Origin of the sequence: Kitasatospora sp. NPDC056138 (assembly GCF_042264695.1) — a bacterium.
In the GTDB taxonomy this organism is placed as follows: Bacteria; Actinomycetota; Actinomycetes; order Streptomycetales; family Streptomycetaceae; genus Kitasatospora.
On the sequence record NZ_JBHJVK010000006.1, the window covers coordinates 148,140 to 167,330 of the forward strand.

The 19,191-nt window shown below is 75.7% G+C and carries 9 protein-coding genes; 2 read left to right on the top strand and 7 right to left on the bottom strand.

Going from position 1 to position 19,191, the window contains the following annotated elements; translation table 11 throughout:
- Window positions 1-20: 20 nt before the first annotated feature.
- The 7 genes from ACFC1R_RS06810 to ACFC1R_RS06840 form a co-directional block, all read right to left on the bottom strand.
- Window positions 21-1,154 (bottom strand): class I SAM-dependent methyltransferase, encoded by a 1,134-nt coding sequence (locus ACFC1R_RS06810; protein WP_375933867.1) that lies wholly within the window; start codon window positions 1,152-1,154, stop codon window positions 21-23.
- Window positions 1,151-2,350 carry a glycosyltransferase gene (locus ACFC1R_RS06815; RefSeq protein WP_375933870.1) on the bottom strand — a complete coding sequence of 400 codons (1,200 nt, stop codon included), beginning with the start codon at window positions 2,348-2,350 and terminating at the stop codon, window positions 1,151-1,153. The genes ACFC1R_RS06810 and ACFC1R_RS06815 overlap by 4 nt, the downstream gene beginning before the upstream one ends.
- Window positions 2,347-3,264 (bottom strand): alpha/beta fold hydrolase, encoded by a 918-nt coding sequence (locus ACFC1R_RS06820; RefSeq protein ID WP_375933873.1) that lies wholly within the window; start codon window positions 3,262-3,264, stop codon window positions 2,347-2,349. Before ACFC1R_RS06820 ends, ACFC1R_RS06815 begins: the two co-directional genes overlap by 4 nt.
- A 3-nt stretch (window positions 3,265-3,267) precedes the next feature.
- Window positions 3,268-3,522 carry an acyl carrier protein gene (locus tag ACFC1R_RS06825; RefSeq protein WP_375933965.1) on the bottom strand — a complete coding sequence of 85 codons (255 nt, stop codon included), beginning with the start codon at window positions 3,520-3,522 and terminating at the stop codon, window positions 3,268-3,270.
- Window positions 3,523-3,590: 68 nt separating this feature from the next.
- Window positions 3,591-8,492: a beta-ketoacyl synthase N-terminal-like domain-containing protein gene (locus ACFC1R_RS06830; protein WP_375933876.1), complete on the bottom strand. Its 4,902-nt coding sequence runs from the start codon at window positions 8,490-8,492 to the stop codon at window positions 3,591-3,593.
- Entirely contained in the window at window positions 8,489-15,358 is a 6,870-nt protein-coding gene (locus tag ACFC1R_RS06835) for an SDR family NAD(P)-dependent oxidoreductase (protein ID WP_375933879.1), read from the bottom strand. Before ACFC1R_RS06835 ends, ACFC1R_RS06830 begins: the two co-directional genes overlap by 4 nt.
- A gap of 438 nt (window positions 15,359-15,796) precedes the next feature.
- Window positions 15,797-16,873 carry an NAD(+)/NADH kinase gene (locus tag ACFC1R_RS06840; protein ID WP_375933882.1) on the bottom strand — a complete coding sequence of 359 codons (1,077 nt, stop codon included), beginning with the start codon at window positions 16,871-16,873 and terminating at the stop codon, window positions 15,797-15,799.
- Window positions 16,874-17,822: 949 nt separating this feature from the next.
- Here ACFC1R_RS06840 and ACFC1R_RS06845 point away from each other — a divergent pair.
- Both ACFC1R_RS06845 and ACFC1R_RS06850 read left to right on the top strand, forming a co-directional pair.
- Window positions 17,823-18,620, top strand: a complete 798-nt coding sequence (locus tag ACFC1R_RS06845; protein ID WP_375933885.1) for a phytanoyl-CoA dioxygenase family protein — start codon at window positions 17,823-17,825, stop codon at window positions 18,618-18,620.
- 11 nt (window positions 18,621-18,631) lie between these two features.
- A complete protein-coding gene (locus ACFC1R_RS06850; protein WP_375933888.1) occupies window positions 18,632-19,186 on the top strand; it encodes a DUF6309 family protein in 555 nt (184 codons plus the stop codon).
- The last annotated feature ends 5 nt before the right edge of the window (window positions 19,187-19,191 follow it).

Genomic DNA, 19,191 nt, shown 5'->3' on the forward strand with positions numbered 1-19,191 from the left:
GGGACAGCGGGACAGCGGGGTCAGCCGGCCGGGCCGGCCCGGCCCGCGGTCTGCTCGGACCCGTCCCGGCGGGCGACCAGGCGGTAGGCGTTGGACAGTCCGGCGCGCCCGGCGACGGGGGCGATCAGGCGGTCGAGGAGGGCGGCGAGCAGGAGGACCGGGGTGGCGGCGAGGAAGAGCGCACCGCGCAGGATGCGCCGCCACCGCCCGGGAGGTGCGGTCGGCAGCCAGGGGGCGTCCTCGGGCGGGGCGATCGCGTCGAGCAGCAGCCAGCAGGCGGCCAGCAGGTCCACCGGGTCGTGCGGATCGCCGTGCTGCTCCAGCAGGACGGCGAAGCCCAGCTCGGCCAGTCGGCGCCGCAGGTTGGCCGCGGGCAGCAGGTGCAGGTGCTGCGGCTGGAGCCACGGCAGCCACCAGCGGCCCAGCAGGCGCGCGTAGCGGCACTGCGGGTCGGGGACCTCGATCAGCAGCAGCCCGCCGGGGCGCAGCGCCCGCCGGGCGGCGGTCAACTCCCGCCGGGGGTCGGTGCTGTGCTCCAGGTAGTGGAACATGCTGACCACGTCGTACTGGCCGGCGAGCCCGGGGGCCAGCTCGGGGAGGGAACCGCGGAAGGCCCGGGTCACCCGGCCGTGCCGCCGGGCGAGTTCCACGCCCTCGGTGAGGTCCAGGCCGTCGAAGGCGGTGGCCGGGAAGACGGTCCGGGCGCTCTCGCAGAAGTGCCCGTGGCCGGTGCCGACGTCGAGCCACCTGGCGGGCGCCTGGGCAGCGTAGGGCAGGAGGGAGCGGGCGCGTCGGCGGTAGACCCGGGCACGGGTGCCGAACACCCCGTTCAGGCGCTCCTCGCCCAGGCCGTCGTAGAAGTCCCGGTAGTAGAACTCCAGCCCTGCCGGGGTCAGTTGGGGGTTCTGGAAGATGTGTCCGCAGCTGCGGCACTCGTCCAGGACGAACCGTCCCGGCTTGTGCTGCACCAGGTCCGAGGTGTGCAACCGCGGCCGCAGGTCCCCGGCACCGCACCACGGACAGTCGCTGCGGCGGACGCCGAAGAACCGGTCGGTGCCGTCGGCCAGGTCGCTGCGGTAGTCCGGGCGCCGGGCGGCGATCCGGGCCGCGCGGGTCACCGCCTTGGCGGCGGGTGGTTCGGCGGTGGCGGTCATCGTCCGCTCCCCTCGGTCGGCGGTGCTCCGGTGACGATCCGTTCGAGGTGGGTGGCGGCCGACGCCGCGCCGCCCGCGGCCCGGAAGGAGGCGCCGACGCGCAGCGCGGCGGCCCGGTGCGCGGGGTCGCCGAGGACCGCGTCCAGTGCCTGGCCGAGCCGGTCCGCGGTGGTCCGGCCGAAGCGCAGCCGCACACCCGCCCCGGACTCCACCACCTGGGCGGCCACCACCGGCTGGTCGTCGCGGATCGGGGCGACCACCAGCGGCACCCCGTACCAGAGCGCCTCGCAGACCGTGTTGTGCCCGGCGTGGCAGACCACGGCAGCGGCGCGGGCCAGCAGGTCCAGCTGCGGAACGGACGGGAGCACCAGGACGTCCGGGTCCGGCGGGGGCTCCCCCAGCAGGCGGCCGGGATCCACGATCACCGCCTGCAGGTGCTCCGACCTCGCGTGCAGCGCCTTCCGTGCATTCGTCAGAAAGTCCCTGCCGGCGTCCGGGTTCGCCGTGCCGAGGGTGACCAGGACCAGCCTCCGGCCCGGGTCCGGCCACTGCCAGGGGAAGGCGCCGGCCGAGGGACGCGCCGTGATGGACGGGCCGACGAAGCGGACCGCCCGGCCCGGCGCGCAGGTCGCACCGGTCAGCTCCGCCGTGGTGAAGGCGAGGATCAGGTGCGGCGAGAAGCGCGGGTCGGCCGTCCCGTGCGGGTCGCCGAGGCGACGTCGCAGGCCGGCCAGCCGGTCGCGGACCCAGGCGTCGACCAGGGGCATGCTGTCCAGGGCTCCGGTGAGCTCCGCCGAGGTGGTCGCCGAGGTGGCCCACGGCAGGCCCAGCCGCTCCGCGACGAGCGCACCCGCGACCGCCTGCTGGTCCACCACCAGCGCGTCGGGGCCGAAGCGCTCGACGGCGGCGGTCACGCCGGGCGCCATCGCCCCGGCGAGCGGGACCAGGAAGTCCTCCCAGAGGAACTTCAGCGCGGCCGGTCCACGCAGCTCGGGCGGGCGCCGGGCGGCGGCACCGGGATCCGGAGCGACGGTGCACGGGAACACCTCGGCCTGCGGCCCGGCGAGCCGGCCGATCAGCTCCGGCTCTCCGGCCCAGGCCGTGCTGTGGCCGCGCGCGGCGAGCTCGGCCGCGACGCCCACCAGCGGGTTCACGTGGCCGACCAGCGGCGGGACCACGAAGAGGTAGCGGCTCACCGGGTGCTGCCCTCCAACTCCCTTCCGCCGGGCGGCAACAGGCCGTCGGACGGGGTGCGCTGCACGGCACCGCCGTGCTGCCCGAGGCCGTGCGGTTCGACGCCGTGCAGACCGACGGCGCGCAGTTCGACGCCGTGTTCCCGCAGCCAGGACAGTGTCAGGGCGCGTACCTTCGCCGGGGCCTCGACCAGGACGGAGTGCTCCTGGCCGGGCACCAGGGTGGTGCGGCAGTCGGGCAGCAGTCCTGCCAGCCAGGCGGCCTGTTCGGCCAGGTCCGACTCGGTGCCGTAGACGGCGAGCACCGGGCAGCCGATCGAGCGCAGCTCCGACTCGGTCGGGAGCCTGCTGGCCGGGACCTCCCGGGCCAGCGAGGTCTGGGCCAGCAGCCGACCGGCCGACCGGGCCAGCCGTGCGGTGTGCGCGCCGCGCTGCTGCGCGACCCAGGCCAGCGTCGACTCCCGCACCAGCTGCCGCTCGGCCCGGTCCAGGATCCCCGCCAGCTTCGCCGCCCACGCCCGGGAGGCCGGCTCGGACTCGATCGCCAGGATGCTCGCCACCTGCGCCGGGCGGCGTACGGCCAGGCCGAACGCCACCGTGCCGCCGAAGGAGTTGCCGACCAGATGGACCGGGGCCGCCACCTCCAGTGCGTCCAGCAGTGCCGCCAGGTCGTCGACGAAGTGCTCCAGGCGGTAGCCGGTCGCCGGCCGTGCGGTGCGGCCGTGGCCGCGCTGGTCGTACATCAGCACCTCCACCCCGGCGGCGGCCAGCGCCGGGCCGAGGGTGAAGTAGTAGCTGGCGAGGCTGTCGGTGAGCAGTCCGTGCACCAGTACGACGGTGGCGGCGGGCGGGCCGCCGTCCTGCGGGGCGAGGCGCTGCACGTGCCGGCGCAGCCCGCCGAGGTCGAGGAAGGACATCGGTCAGCCCCGCGCCGCGCTCTGCAGCCGGTCCACGACGTACCCGACCAGTCGGCCCACCGTCAGGCCGATGATCTCGTCCAGCTCCATGTCCGCGATGAACTCGGCGAAGTTGACGTGCTCGCCCCAGCGTTCCCGGAGCCGGCCGCTGAGGGTCACCAGATCGATGCTCTCCAGTTCGAGGTCCTCGGTGAAGCGGGTCTCCATGGTGACCTCGGCGTCGGCCAGGCCGTACTCGTCGAGCACGGCGGCCAGCATGCCGGTGATCTCGTCCAGGACCTCCTGCTCGGTGGGCGGGCGCTGTTGAACCGTCTGCTCGCTGGTCGTCACTTCGCTGCTGTCCCTTCGTGGTCCAGGGTGGGGGCAAGGTGGTCGCCGGGCGGGCGGCCGGTGGCGTACCGGGGGTCGCCGCCGCCGGGCGGGCGGCCGGTGGTGGCAGCCGTCCAGGCCACCACGTACCGGCGTCCGGGCAGGTCCGGGGGACTCCCGACATCCGCGAAGTGCACGCGGTGGGTACGCGGCCCGGTCGGCCCGACGACCCGGACGAGCAGGGTGTCCACCTCGGCGGCGACGACCGCGAACTCCCTCGGGCGGCCGCGCAGTCCGGTGCCCTCGGCTTTGGCGGCCGCCTCCTTGGCAGCCCAGAACCGGGTGAACCACAGGGCCTGCGACCCGTCGTCCGGCTGCGCCGGCAGGCCGGCCGCACCGGTGGCGCAGCAGGCCGACAGCAGCTCCAGCTCGGCCGGACCGAGCGCGGCCCGCAGGGTCTCCGGAGCGCGTTCGGCGACCTCCTCCAGGTCGATGCCCGCACCACCCGTACCGCCGGGGTCCGACGGCCGGACCAGGGCCACCGCCGCCTCGCCCCGGTGGGCCAGCGAGACGTCGAGTGCCGGGAGGCTGCGGCCGTGCACTCCGACGACGCGGGGCCGGCCGCTCTCCTCGTTCTGCACCTCGACCTCGGCGGGGAACACCGGCCCTTCGCCGTGCTCCCACAGCCACCGCCGGACGGCGTCCTTGACCGCGATCCGTCCCAGCAACCAGCCACGACGGCCGCGCGGCGGCTGCTGCTCGTAGCGGTCCCGCTCGGCGGAACCGAGGTGGTTGCGCATGATCAGCTCACGGGAGGCCAGGTCGGGCCAGCGCTCGTGCAGCAGCAGCCAACCGCCGGGCTGCGGGGTGGAGAGGGTGTGGCGTTCGGGGACGCGTTCGACCGGCCGGGTGGCGGGGTGGCTGTCGAAGCGCCGGTCCTGCCACCCGTGCACCTCGGCCCAGACCACCCCGTCGGACACCAGCTGGACGTCGGCCTCCAGGGCCGTGTCGCCGAGTTCGGTGATCCGGATGTGGCAGTGGAGCTCGCTGCCCGGACGCGGCGGCGGCCCGTAGCACCGCAACCGGCGCATGCCGACCGGGAAGACCACGCTGCGCCTGCTCCGGGTGGCCATGATCCAGTAGCCGAGCAGCTGCCCGACGTTGTCCAGCAGCGCTCCCGGGGCGGCGGGCGTGGTGATCACACCACGGACGTGCGCCTCCCCGAGTGCGGTGAGCTCGGTCAGCCCCTGGAACGCCGGGCCGTGGAACATCCACCGCTGTTCGTACAGCCCGGCAGCGGTCAGCTCGGGGGTCCGTTCGCTCGCCGCATCCGTCCGCCAGGCCTCGGGGGCGGGCGGATGACCGTCCGCCAGTTCCACCGTGCCGCGCGCGTAGCGGCCGAAGGCGGCGGCCAGCCGGCCCTCGCCCGCGTCCCGGAGGGTGATCTCCACGTCCAGCGGAGTCGCGGCCGGGACCCACTGCCCGAACCGCAGGTCGTGCAGCGCGGTGACCACCCGCCCCGGGCGGGCGAGTTCGGCCGCATCCACCAGGTGCTGCACGATCGTGGTCGCCGGGACCACCGGCCAGCGGTCGGCCAGCTCGGGCCACCCGGGGCGCTGCCGGAAGAAGCAGTGGTCGAGCAGGTACGGCATGGTCTCGGCACAGATGCGCAGCCGACCGGTGTAAGCGGTGCCGGACCCGTCCGCGGGAGCCGTGGCGGCCGAACTCGCCGACGCGTCCGGCGGCTTGGCCACGCCTGCACGGGAGGCTGGCCGCTGCGCCCCGGCGGCAGGGGGCCGTAGGGCGGGCACCACGGTCTGCCGTCCGGCCGTGATCAGTTCGGCGGCGGTCCGCGCGGTGTCGCGCAGCAACGCGTCGAGCTCGGCCGCGCCGGGGAACCGGTCGGCGAGTGCCGCCAGGTCCGGTCCGGACGTGCCGTCCGGCCGGGCCGCCGAGGCCGTGGACGCCGGGCCGGCCGCCGGTGCCGCAGCGAGAGCCGGTCCCGCAGCGGCCGCCGGGGCGAAGTTCGGTACGCCGGAGGTTAGTTCGGCGCGGAGCGAGGGCAGTGCGGCCGGATCCAGTGACACCAGTGCTCCGCTCAGGTCCAGCGGCACCGCCGGATGCGGGCGGACCGCCTCGGCCATGGCGGCACCCGCACCCGCACCCGCACCTATCGCCGCACCCGCACCCGCACCCGCACCCGGCGGGCCGGAGCGCAGCGCGGCCAGGTCAGGATCCGCTCCGACGGTCCACAAGGCGGCTGCCACACAGCGGAGTTGGGCCATCCCGTCGCGGTGCGGGGAGTTGGCGGGGACCGCCAGGTGATCCCGGTCGTGCAGCGTGTCGCCGACCAGGGAGCCCAGTTGCCCGGTACCCAGCTGGACGAAGGCCCGGAAGCCGTCCGCGTACAGGGCCTCGACCAGTTGCCGGAACCGCACCGGCTCCAGTAGGTGTCGGACGAACAGCCCACGGATCTCGGCCGGGTCCGCCGGGAAGGGCGAGGCCGTGGTCCCGGACCACACCGGCACGGTCGGGGGGCTCAGTGTGAACCGGTCCGCGGACTGCCGGATCGGTTCCAGGTACGGTTCCAGCATCGGCGTGTGGAAGCCGGACCGGAACGGCAGCACCTGGCCGAGCACACCGCGCGCCCTGAACCGGAGCACCAGGTGCTCGACGGCCCGCTCGGGCCCGCAGACGATCGACTGCTGCGGGGCGTTGTCGTGCGACAGCACGACCTGCCCCAGGCTGTCCGCCGCCCGTCCGTCCGCCGCCGTCGCCGTCGCCGTCGCCAGGGTGTCGAGCACCTGCTCGGCGGAGGTGCCGAGCGCGGCGAAGGACAGCCCCGGGACGCGCAGTGCGTCGGGGTCGAAGGACTCCAGGAAGGAGTCGACCTCCCGGTCGGCGAAGATCCCGCCCGCGATCATGGCGGTCCACTCGCCGACGCTGTGCCCGGCGACCGCGTCCGGCCGAATGCCCGCGCGGCGCAGCGCCACGTCCAGCAGCCGGCCTACGCCGACCACGCCGACGCCGTGCCGGCCGATGTCGCCCACCCGGTCCGGGTGTCCGGCGGGGCCGCTGCCCAGGTCGGGGCGGGGCAGGCCGAAGTGGTCGGCGACGTCGTCCACGCGCGGGGCGAACTCGCCCTCCAGGCCGGGGAAGAGGAACGCCACCCGGCCGGGCGCGGCGGCCCCCGCACCGAGCAGCGGCCTGGGGGCGAACCAGACGTCGTTGCGCCCGCGCCATGCCCGTCCCCGCGCGACCACCCGGCGGGCCAGCGCCAGCCGCTGGGGGGTCGGGTCGGCGATGGCCAGCCGGCAGTGCGGCGCGGGCAGCGCCCGGTCCGGAAGTCCGGCCGCCAGTACCGCCTGGTCGTCCGCCGCCAGCAGCGCGGCGAGTTGTCCGGGCCCGTCGGCGGCCAGCCGCAGCAGCCGCCCGGGTTCGGTGACGCGCGCGGCGGCCCGCGGGAGCACGGGGAAGGCCCCGCCGCCCGGGGCCTGTTCCAGCACGACATGGGCGTTGATCCCGCCGAACCCGAAGGCGTTGACGGCCGCCCGGCGCGGCTGCCCGCCCGGCCGGGCCTCCCAGGGCCGGGCGGAGTCCACGGTGCGGAACCGGGTCGCCGCCAGCGCCGGGTGCGGGTCGTCGCAGTGCAGGGTGGGCAGCAGGACGCCGTGGTGGACGGCCAGCGCCGCCTTGACCAGTCCGGCGACGCCCGCGGCCGGCATGGTGTGCCCGATCATCGACTTGACCGAGCCGAGCACCGCCCGTTCGACGCCTGCCGCGGCCGGGCCGAACACCTCGGCCAGGGTGGCCAGTTCGGCCGCGTCGCCGGCCGGAGTCGCGGTGCCGTGGGCCTCCAGCAGGCCGACCGCCCCGGCCGCCGCCGGGTCGAGGCCCGCCGCCCGCCAGGCGGCGCGTACCGCCCGGCTCTGGCCGCCCGGGTCGGGATTGGCCAGAGCTGCCGTGCGGCCGTCGCTCGCCACCCCGGTGCCGCGGATCACGGCGTACACCCGGTCGCCGTCGCGCTCGGCGTCCGCGAGCCGCTTGAGCACCACCACGCCGGTGCCCTCGCCGATCAGGATGCCGTCGGCGTCCCGGTGGAAGGGGCGGCTGCGCTGGCTCGGCGAGAGCGCCCGCAGCTGTGTGAACACGCTCCACAGCGTGACGTCGTGGCAGTGGTGCACGCCGCCGGCCAGCATGACGTCGCAGCGGCCGGTGGCCAGTTCGCCGACCGCCTGGTCCACCGCGACCAGCGAGGAGGCGCAGGCGGCGTCCACGGTGTACGCGGGGCCTCGCAGGTCCAGCCGGTTGGCCACCCGGGAGGCCGCCAGGTTGGGCACCAGGCCGATCGCCGACTCCGGCCGGTCCGGTCCCAGCTGGCGGGTGAACGCCTCACGAACCAGAGCCAGTTGACGTTGTGTCAGATCGGGGATCAGTTCGCCCAGGGTGCGCACCAGCTGGTGCGCGCCGCGCACCCGCTGGTCCAGCCGGACCAGGCCGGGCGTCAGGTAGCCGCCCCGGCCGAGCACCACACCGACCCGGTCCGGGTCGGGCAGCCGGTCCCGGCCGCCCGCGTCCGCGACGGCCGCGGCGGCGACCTGGAGCGCGATCAGCTGGTCCGGCTCGGTCCCCGGCACCGAGGCCGGCATGATGCCGAACCCGGTCGGCCGGAACTGTGCCAGCCCGTCCACGAAGCCGCCGCGGCGGCAGTACAGGCGGTCGGGCTCGGCCGGTCCCGACGCTGCCGCCGGGTCGTGGAAGCCGATGTCCCAGCGTCCTTCGGGGACGTCGGTGATCGCGTCGACGCCGTCGAGCAGGTTGCGCCAGTACGTCGCCAGGTCCGGTGCTCCGGGCAGCAGCACCGCCATGCCCACCACGGCCACCGGTGGTGTCGCGTTCGCCGGCACGGCAGCCGTCACCAGCCCGAGGCCGTGTAGACCACGGACCGCAGCGACTCGTCGCCCCAGGCGAGTTCGCGCAGCAGGGCGAGTGTGCCCGCCTGCGGGTCGATCAGTTCGACGCCCCGCCGGGCGTAGTCGCGGGCCAGTTCCTCGGAGACCATGCCGCCGTGCGGGCCGGACGGGGCCCAGGGCCCCCAGTGCACGGTCAGCGCCCGGTGCCCGGTGCGGTCCGCCCAGCGGGCGCCCAGTTCCTCCAGCGCGTCGTTGGCCGCCGCGTAGTCCGCCTGGCCGCGGTTGCCCAGGGCCGCGGCGACGCTCCCGAACAGGACGGTGAACCGCGGGCCGCCGGGCAGTTCGGCCAGGACGTCCAGCAGTGCCCTGGCCCCGTCGGCCTTGGTGGCGAAGACCCGACGGAAGGACCCGGGGTCCTTCTCCGCAAGGACCCTGTCCTCGATCACGCCCGCCGCGTAGATCACTCCGTCCAGCCGGCCGTACTCGGCGTACGTCTCCTTGACCGCCTGGCGCAGCGCGGCGGCGTCGGTGACGTCCACCGGACGGTACCGGGGCCGGGCTCCGAGTGCGGCCGACTCCGCGAGTGTCGCTGCGACTTCACGCCCGGCGAGGATCCGGCCGGCGGTGCGGTCGATCTGCGCCACGGGGACGCCCCGGCGGGCCAGTACCGCGCGCAGCCCGGTGCGGTCGCGGGCGGCGGCCGTGTCCGGGTCCTCGGCGTCCTCCGGCGCCGGCGTACGTCCCAGCAGTTCCAGGTGGCAGCGGGCGGCCGAGGCGAGCACTGCGGCGAAGCGCGCGGTGATGCCCCGCGCACCGCCGACGAGCAGCACCACCGCGTCCCGGTCCAGACCCAGGGCGGCGGCCTCCGCCGCGCCGTCGCCTGCCGGGCCCGCGCCCGTGCTGCCCAGCACGCCCAGGTCCGCCTCCACCAGGGTCAGCGCCTGCCGCCCGGTCCCGCGCAGCACGACCGGCTCGCGGTCGTCCGCCAGCAGTTCGCCGACCAGTGCGTCCGCCGCGTCCCCGGCGGTACCGCCCTCGCCGAGCTCCACCAGCCGGGTGACCAGCTGCGGGTACTCGCGTGCCAGGGTGCGGAACAGCCCGCGCAGTCCGGCCGCCCGGCCGCCGCCGGACGCGGGCCCCCGGCGGGCGGCGAGCAGCCGGCCCGGGGCGGCGGCCAGCGCGGCCTGCAGCGCGGGCACCTGGTCCGGCAGCACCGGTGCGCCGTGCGGGGCGAGCGGGTCGAGCAGCAGCACACCGTCCACCGGGCCGTCCGCGGCGGACAGTTCGTGTCCCGCGTCCAGGCTCAGCGCCTGCGCGCCGTACGAGACCAGCCGAGCCGCCAGGGCGTCGCGAACTCCGGTGCCGTCCTCGCCGAGCAGGGCGAAGCGGCGGCCTGCCAGTGTCCCGGCCGCTCTGCCGGGTTCCGGCAGCGGGGTCGTGGTGAAGCGCAGCCGGACCGGTTCGCGGCCCGGGACGGCCGGTGTCGACCCCGTCGGCTCGGCGTCCGCCGCGCCGGGCCGCCCGGCCCCGTCGGCCGCCGCCGGCGGGCCGTCGAGGCGGGCGGTCAGCCACTCGGTGATGGCGGCGGCGGTGCGGGCGCGGGACAGCTCCTCGATCTCGTCGTCGGTCAGCGCGGCGAGGTCGCCGCCGGCGCCGGCGAGCAGGCGGGCGAGCCGGCCGATGATCTCGGTCCGCTTGATGGAGTCGATCGACAGGTCCGCTTCGAGGTCGAGATCCGGTTCGATCATGTCGGCGGGGTAGCCGGTGCGTTCGCTGATCACGGTCACCACGGCGGCCATCACGTCGACCGGTCCGTCTCCCTCCGCCGCCCGGACCGCCGGCTGCTCCGGCAGGACGCCCGGTGCCGACATCGGCTCCGGTGCGGCCACGGGCACGGGCACGACGGGGGCCACGGCGGCCGCCGGGAGCGCGGCCGGCACGGGAAGCCCGACCGGCGGGGCCGCCGGCACCGCGCCGGGACCGCCGAAGTAGCTCAGCAGCACGTCCCGCTGGGCCGCGATCAACTCCCGGCTGCTGCGCAGGAACTCCGAGACGAGGGCGTCCCCGCCCGGTCCCGGGCCGTCAGGGTGAGCTGCCTGTGTGGTCACCAGAGCCTCCGGTACGAGTCGGGCCGGTGCGAGCGCACCGGGCAGCAGTTCTCCGGCAGCGGTCCGCACCAGCTGCCCGTCCACCGTCCAGCCGGGTCGGCGCGGCGCCCGCGCCGGGTCGGCCTCCACCGCGTCGCGGCCGCGCAGCAGCCGCCCGGTCCGCACGGGTACGCCCGCGACGGCCAGCTCGGCCAGCGCGTCCAGGAATCCGGGCAGTCCGTCGCGGCGGCCCTCGACCGGCACGGCCCGGTGCGGCCGGTCCCCGAGGACGGCCGGGACCAGCCGGCTCAGCACCGTCCCGGGACCGGCTTCGACGAAGACCCGGGCCCCCGCCTCGTACATCGCCTCGATCTGCTCGGCGAACCGCACGGGCGCGCCGATCTGCGCGGCGAGTTCGGCCCGCACCGCGACCGGGTCCGCCGGGTAGCGGGCCGCCGTACGGTTCGAGAAGACCGGGAACTCGGGCTCCCGTACGGTGCGGCCCGCCAGTGCCTCGGCGAACCGTCCGCCCGCGCCCGCCACCAGCGGGCTGTGGAAGGCACAGGCCACCGGCAGCCGCTTCACGCCGTACCCGGCGTCGCGCAACTCCTCGACCGCGATGGACAGTTCCTCGGTCGGCCCGGAGACCACGGTCTGCTGGGGGGCGTTGCGGTTGGCCACCACCACCCGGCCGGCCAGGCCGGCCACCGCCAGGACGTGCTCCACCTTCTCGGCGGCCGCCGCGACCGCCGCCATCGCCCCGGGATCGGCCTCCCGGCCGACCTCCGCCAGGATCGCCCCGGCGCGTTCGGCACTGAGCGCCGGAAGGTCCTCGGCCGCCAGCGCCCCCGCCGCGCACAGCGCGACCAGCTCGCCGTAGCTGTGACCGGCGGCCAGCTGCGGACGCACCCCGGCCAGGCCCAGCAGCTCGTACGCGGCCAACCCGGCCATCCCGAGCACCGGCTGGGCGACCCGGGTGTCGGTCACCGCCGCCCGCCGCCGCTCCCGCGCCTCGGGGGTGAAGGCCGTCGGCGGGTACAGCAGCTGCGCGTACTCCCCCGACAGGTGGCGCTGCACCCCGGGGAAGGCCGCGAAGAGCTGCGCGAACATCCCCGGCCGCTGGCTGCCCTGCCCCGGGAAGAGGAACGCCACCGACCCCTGCGGCGCCTCGCCGTGCTCCGCCAGGTGCAGCCCGGCCGCCGGGTCGTGCTCGCCCGCCAGCGCCCGGCGCAGCAGCCCGGCCAGCTCCGCCGGGTCCGAGGCGACCACCGCGACCCGTACCGGCCCGTGCCCGGACTCCGCCCGCCGGGAGGCGGCCAGCGCCAGGTCGCGCAGCCGCCAGGGGGTGCCGTCCGCCTCGGCCAGCCGCAGCAGCTCCGTCACCGCGCGCAGCGCCCGTTCGCGGTCCGCGCCCCGGAAGGTGAACAGCTCGGCCGGCCACTCCTGCAGCCCGTGCACCGGTGGCGGGGCGTCGTGAGCGCTCAGCACCGCGTGGAAGTTGGTGCCGCCGAAGCCGAACGCGCTGACCCCGGCCACCCGTCGGCCCGGCGGGGCGGCCCACGGGACGGCCTCGGTGTGGAAGGCGAACGGCGTCCCTCCCTCCTGCCAGGCGGAGTTGGGCTGCCCGAGGTGCAGGGTCGGCGGCCTGATCCCGGTGTGCAGCGCCAGTGACGCCTTGACCAGCCCGGCCAGCCCGGCCGCGCACTTGGTGTGCCCGATCTGGGACTTCACCGATCCGAGCGCGCAGCTCTCCGGCGCCGCCCCCGCCTCGGTGAACACCTCGACCAGGGTGGTCAGTTCGGTCCGGTCGCCGACCACCGTGCCGGTGCCGTGCGCCTCCAGCAGTCCCACCTCGGCCGGACCGACCCCGGCACTGCGGTAGGCGCGCTCCAGCGCCGCCCGCTGCCCCTCGGGGCGCGGCGCCGTCAGGCCGAGCGACCGGCCGTCGCTGGCGCTGCCGATCCCCTTGACCACCGCGTAGATGCGGTCGCCGTCGCGCTCCGCGTCCGCCAGCCGCTTCAGCACCAGGCAGGCCACGCCCTCGCCCAGTGCTATCCCGTCCGCCGAGGCGTCGAAGGGCCGTGACCGGCCGGTCGGGGAGAGCGCGTGCACCGAGGAGAAGAGCAGGAAGTCGTTGATCCCGTTGTGCAGGTCCGCACCGCCGCACAGGGCCAGGTCGCTGCTCCCCGCGGTCAGTTCCTTGCAGGCCACGTCCAGTGCGGCCAGCGAGGAGGCGCAGGCCGCGTCCACCGTGTAGTTGGCACCGCCGAGGTCCAGGCGGTTGGCGATCCGGCCCGAGATGACGTTGGCCAGCATGCCGGGGAAGGAGTCCTCGGTGAGCCGGGGCAGCTGTCCGGCCAGCGCCTCGGGGAGGGTTCCCAGGTAGGACGGCAGCACCGCCCCGAGCACCCCGGCGTTGGACAGGTCGCTGCCCGCCTCCGCACCGAACACCACACTGGTCCTGGACCGGTCGAACGGCCGGCCGTCCTCGCCGTCGCCGTACCCGGCGTCGGCCAGCGCACGGCGTGCCGCCTCCAGCGCCAGCAGCTGCACCGGCTCGATGCTGCCCAGCGCGGACGGCGGGATGCCGTAGCTCAGCGGGTCGAACGGGATCCGGGGCAGGAACCCGCCCCACTTGGACGATGTGGTGCCGCTCCCGCCGTCCGGCGCGTGGTACAGCGCCGGGTCCCAGCGCTCCACCGGCACCTCGGTCACCGCGTCCACCCCGGCCAGGATGTTGGCCCAGAACGCGGGCAGGTCGGGAGCCTGCGGGAACATCCCGGCCATCCCGATCACCGCGATGTCCAGGGGCGACGGTCGCGCCGCCGGGTCCGGCCGCGGGTGCCCGGTCACCTCCGCGGCCCGCGCGGACAGGAAGCCGGCCGCACCGAGGCCCACCGCGGCGTGCAGTCCGGCCAGTGTGGTGGGGGCCGAGCGCAGCACCGCGACCTGCCCGGCCATGAACATGCCCCGGGCCAGCTGCTCGTCCTCGTCCACCTCGACCAGGGCGCCCGCGACCCGGTCCACACCCTTGCCCGCGATCCGCAGCCGTCCGACGTTCAACCGCTCGAGCCGCTCCCAGACCTCCCGTTCGGGGACGCCCTCGGCCCGCAGCCGCTCCCGCTCCCGCTCGAACTCGGTGGTGAACGGGCTCGGCACACACCGGGTGGCGTGTCCGGGCGCCGTCTGCAGCAGCTGCGTCCGCTGCGCCGCCAGCAGCTGCCGCTGGAACAGCGGCCGCACCGCGCCGCAGTCCACCGCCTCCTCGGTGAACAGGTACGCGGTGCCCATCAGGACGCCCGTGGCCGCTCCCCGGGCCGCCAGCGGCGCGGCCAGCGCCGCCACCATCGCCGCCGACCGCTCGTCGTGCACCCCGCCGGCGAAGAGCACCTCGATCCGGGGCCCGTCCGGTGCGGCGTCCAGGTACTCCGCCAGCACCGCCGACTGCGCCTCCCACAGCGGGAAGCCGTACCTCGGGCCGACGTGGCCGCCGCACTCGGAGCCCTCCAGGACGAACCGGCGCGCCCCGTCCGCCAGGAACTGGCGCAACAGCCCGGGCGAGGGGACGTGCAGGAAGGTGCGGATGCCCGCCTCCTCCAGCGCCCGGGCCTGCGAGGGGCGTCCGCCGGCGATCACCGCATGGCTGGGCCTGGCTCTGAGCACCTCGGCCAGCTGGGTGCGCCGCACCTCCTCCGGCGCGAAGCCCAGCACACCGACGCCCCAGGGGCGTTCGCCGACCGCCTCGGCGGTCCGGGCGAGCAGCGTCCTGGTCTGCTCCGGTCCGGCCAGCGCCAGGGCGACGAGCGGCAGTGCGCCCGCCCCGGCCACCGCGGCCGCGAAGGCCGGCTGGTCGCTGACCCGGGTCATCGGCCCCTGGGCCACCGGTAGTTCGGTTCCGAGCGACCCGGCCAGCGGCGCGCCGGGACCGAGCAGCGCCGCGGCGGCGCCCGGGGCGGCCAGTGCCCGCAGCCCGTCGAGGACCGCGTCCCGCACGGCAGGTACCGCACGGCGGGCGGTACCCCATCTCTCGGCGAACACGGCGGCCAGGAAACCGTCCTGGCCGACCATCAGGTCAGGTGCCGGATCGGCCGGGCCGCGGACACCCGGCCGGCCCCGGCGCAGCACGCGGCACCCGTCGATCACGACGGTCTCGGAGCCGTCCATGCCCCGCACCGCTGCGGCGGCCTCGTCGCCCACCGCCGACTCGGCGAGCAGCGCGAGCTGGCTGTCCAGGACCACGCCGGCGGCGCCGCCGGCCACCGCCGCCGTCGCGGTGTGCACACCGATGCCGCCGCAGGCCCACACCGGCAGTCCGATCTCCGGGGCGGCCAGCAGCTGCTGGAGCAGCACGAACGTGCTCAACTCGCCGACCGGGCCGCCGCTTTCGGCACCCCGGGCGATCAGTCCCGCGGCCCCGGCCCGGACCGCGGCGCGGGCCTGCTCCAGGTCGGTCACCTCGGCCAGCACGCGGTACCCGGGGCCGAGCCCGGCGGGCTGCCACCCGCGAGTGCCGGCGGCCAGCACGACGGTAGGCCGAACGCCGTCGCCGGCGGCCCCCAGGTCTTCGGGGGCGATCCGGCAGCCGGGGCCCACCCGGACGCCGAACTCCGCCGGGGCCCACGCACGCAGCCTGGCGAGCTCCTCCCGGGCCCGACGGTCGCCGACCCCGAGGTCCAGCACCCCCAGGGCTCCCGCACGGCAGACGGCCGCGGCGAGTGCGGCGTCCGGCTCCTGGAAGGGGGTGATCCCGATGACGAGGTCGGCGAAGCGCGATGCGGGCGGCATGGACCCTCCGGGGGCGTCGCGGAGCAATGGGCACGTTCGATGACGATCGCTACTCCGGTACGGGGTGCTCCGGAGCTGCCGAGCTGCGGACTACGCCCAGGGGGCGCATGAGGAGGTGCGGGTGCGCACTTGCGGTGGTACGGCGCGCTGCCGACGATAGCGAACGGCACAGCCCGTCAGGTTAAGATCACGTTGCGTGCGCATGCCAATGTAGCGCACTCCGGGTTTCGGAAGTCACCCCCCGGGACGCAATGCGGCGAGAGTTCCTGACAAATTGTCAGCTCGGCCCGGCAGAGGGATTCTTGACGCACGGCGGCCGGACGACACCGGCACCCCCGACGGAGCCCCCGCCATCGGCCGGACGGCGCCGCTGTCCGGCGGACCCACACTGCCGACGGGGCCACCGGCGGCGGGCCGTGGCGCCGACCGCGGAGCAGGTCACTCCTCCAGGGCCGGGGGCAGCCGCAGGCCGACCAGGTCCTCGGGTACGTCGGAATCAGGCGAGCGGAACAGCGCCGGGGCCTGACCGTCGGCGACGGTGGCGGGGGCGTCGGTGAGGCTGAACCGCTCACGGAGACGGCCGAAGAAGTCGGTGGGTCCCAGCCGGACCAGCCGCAGCCGGGACGGGGCCGGGTACACGCCGACCCAGTCGCCGGGCCCCAGCACACCGCGCAGCTGGCCGTCGATGCTGACGACGACCTGCCCGGAGTGCGGCAGCACCCGGGCGGCCACCGGCTCGTCGGGGGCGGCGACCACGGTCCGGTTGAAGGGCATGTGCGGGGCCACCGGGGTGAACACCACGGCGTCCATGTGGGGCGACAGCACCGGGCCGCCGGCGGCGAAGCTGTACGCGGTGGAGCCGGTGGGGGTGGCCACGATGACCGCGTCCGCGGAGTACGAGGCCAGCAGGCGTCCGGCGAAGTAGACCGCGAGGGCGACCTGCCGGTCCCGGACGAGCTTCTCCAGCACCACGTCGTTCAGGGCGGTCACGTCCAGCGGCACCCCCCAGCCGCCGGCGCCGTCCGCGCCGTCCTCGCCGTCCGCACGCGGCTGCGGCGTGGGCAGTGCCGGGCACCGGCCGTCGCGCAGCAGTGGCTCCATGCCCGAGGGGACCTCCAGCGAACGGGAGGTCCGCAGGGTCAGGGTCATCCGCTCCTCGACCGTGGCCCGGTCCTCGTGCACGGCGTCCAGGGCCTGGCGCACCCCGTCGGCGGGAACCTCGGTGAGGAAGCCGACGTGGCCCAGGTCCACTCCCAGCACCCTGGCGTTGTCCTTGGCTGCGATCCGGGCTCCGCGCAGGAAGGTGCCGTCGCCGCCGAGGGTGATGATGAGGTCGGGGTGCCCCGCTGCCGCGGCCTCCTCCTTGCCGCCGAGGCGGGGCCGGCCGTCGCTCCAGACGTCGACCTCGGCGCACGGGATGCCGTGTCCGGCGCACCAGGCCCGAACGGTGTCGGCAGCCGCGCGGGCGGCGGGCCGGGCCCCGTGTACCACCAGGCCGATCCGGTTCACTGGCATGGCACGTGCTCCACAACCGTCGACGGGACGCCCCGGCCCCAGCACACAGCGCGGACGGCCGGTTGGCAACTCCGGCCGACCGGTCGCCCCCGACCGCCCTGGCCCCGGCCGGGGCCGCGTGGTGCGTGGTGCGCGGAGGCGTCCGGCGGAACGCCGTGGGCCGCGCGGAACACGGCGGTGCCGGCCTCGGCGGGACAGGAGTCCGCACCCGGCACACACCGGGCCGCAACGGTGCACGCCTCCGCGGCCCGGGAACGAACGTCCGGCGCACGCCTCCGCGGCCCGGGAACGAACGTCCGGCGCACGCCTCCGCGGCCCGGGAACGAGCGCACAGCGCTCCCATCCAAACCGCCCGGCGACGGCCGTGGCGGCCGATCACCCGGATCGGCATATGCCCGGTTTGCCGCAGCCGTCGGATATCGGCCCAGTACGCCACGGAAATCCCACCCACCCCCGGCCTCTCGGTGAGGGCCGGGAGGATCGGGCGATCCACGCGACGCATCGCGGTCGATCCGCCGTTCAGCGGTCGGATTTCACCCGGAGGCGAGATCCCGTTCTCCCGGTGAACCATGATCTACTGTCCGAGATGTTCGGATAGCAAGGGGAAGGCCCCGAATACGTCCCGCCGGCCGCCGTCGCGATCCGACTCAAGGCGTCCACCGTTCGGTGACAAACCTCCTCCGGCCTGCGCACACGCCGCCCGCCCCGTCGAAAGTCCCGCCGGGCGAGCCGGTATTGGGACGAAGGATCCGGACCGGAAATCCGCATGGCCGGAAATCCGCACCCGGACTCGATGCGGGTCTTGTGACGCCCGGCCCGGTGACAGAGACTCCAACACGCGGATTCCGACCGGACGCGATCACTCCGGGCTCTGCCACCGCTGATTCGATTACCGGAAGTCCGCGACGGCCGACGCGTCATCGCGCTCCGAAAGAGGTGAGTCGTTTTAGTGCCACTGTTTCTCGAGGGGCGTGAGGCCCTTGACGCAGCACGGCGGGACCAGTTCGCGGAGTCGGGATTCCTGGTCCTTCCCGGTCTCCTGCCCGAACCCCTGCGAAGCCGGCTCGTGCCCGAGGTGGACCGCTGGGTGGACGAGGGTCTGCGTGCCCGCTCGATAGCCGCGTGCGCCGACCCGGTCGCGCACGACCCGCCCCCGGTGCTGGAGCTGGAGCTCCCGGCACACGGTGAACTCCTCACCCACCGCCCGCTGCTGCGCGCGCTCGCGGAGCTCATGGGCCCCTCGTTCGTCTTCCACCATCTGCACAGCGACCGGCAGAGCCCCGGCATCGCGGGCAAGCCCTGGCACCACGACTACGAGCCCAACGACCGTGCGGATCCGTCGCTGTTGATGGTCCACGCGCTGCACTACCTCGGCGGCCTCGACGAAACAGTCGGGAGCCTCGCGGTACTGCCGGGTTCGCACCGGGACTCCGCGGACAAGACCGCGCTCGTCCACCTGGGCACCGCCGAACTGCCGGGCGAGGTCGTCATCGACCGACTGCCGGCCGGCTCGACCGTCCTGCTCAACTCGGCTCTGTTCCACACCCGCAGACCGGCTCCGACCGGGTCCGGCCACCCCCGTTACTTCGTCGACGCATCGTACTGCCAGGTGGGAGCGCGATGGCGGCCGGTCAAACCGTTCTGGCGGCAGATGCTCGCCCGCGCCAGGGCGCTCGACCTGGACCGGGGACGGTGGCCGGAGCTGTTCGCGGACCGGCACTTCACCGAATACACCGCAACCGGGTGAGAGGCATCGGCGTGGAAATTGTCAGCTCGGTCGCGTTCGCCGAGGTCCGGGAGACCTATCTGCACAACCACCCGGTGGAAACGACGCACGAGGCGAACACCAACCGGGACGGGGAGGAGAACCTCCGGCGTGCCGACGACCTGCTCGGCTGCTGGTCGCGGGTACGGCTCTCGCGGGCGGAGGTCCTCGACGTCATGCTGCCCTGGCACCTCAGCGAGGGCGGCCGGCTCGAACTCGTGCCGCGCTCCGGACTGACGGTGGGACAGGCCGCCGACCGCATCCGCTCGGGCGGGGCCGAGTGGGCCGAGGCGAACCCGGTGTGCGCGGCCAAGCTCGACCTGCTGAGGCGCTCCCCCCTCACCCCGGTGTACCTCAGCACCCTCCCGGTGCCGCACTCCGACTACGCGGACCTGCTGCTGGGGAGCGGCCTGGTCCACCTCGACGGCCTGCACCGGATGCTCGCCTGGGAAGTGGCCCGGCGGCTGCCCCGGGCGGCGCGGCTGGAGGCGTTCGTCGCGGGCGACGTCCGGGCCCGCGTCGAGGCGGAGGCAGGTCGGACACCATGACACCC

Bases quoted from the DNA above. Each gene is read 5' to 3' on its own strand.
- ACFC1R_RS06825 (WP_375933965.1), bottom strand. From the start codon at position 3,522: ATGCTGGCCGCCGTGCTCGACGAGTACGGCCTGGCCGACGCCGAGGTC.
- ACFC1R_RS06835 (WP_375933879.1), bottom strand. From the start codon at position 15,358: ATGCCGCCCGCATCGCGCTTCGCCGACCTCGTCATCGGGATCACCCCC.
- ACFC1R_RS06820 (WP_375933873.1), bottom strand. From the start codon at position 3,264: ATGTCCTTCCTCGACCTCGGCGGGCTGCGCCGGCACGTGCAGCGCCTC.
- ACFC1R_RS06840 (WP_375933882.1), bottom strand. From the start codon at position 16,873: ATGCCAGTGAACCGGATCGGCCTGGTGGTACACGGGGCCCGGCCCGCC.
- ACFC1R_RS06810 (WP_375933867.1), bottom strand. From the start codon at position 1,154: ATGACCGCCACCGCCGAACCACCCGCCGCCAAGGCGGTGACCCGCGCG.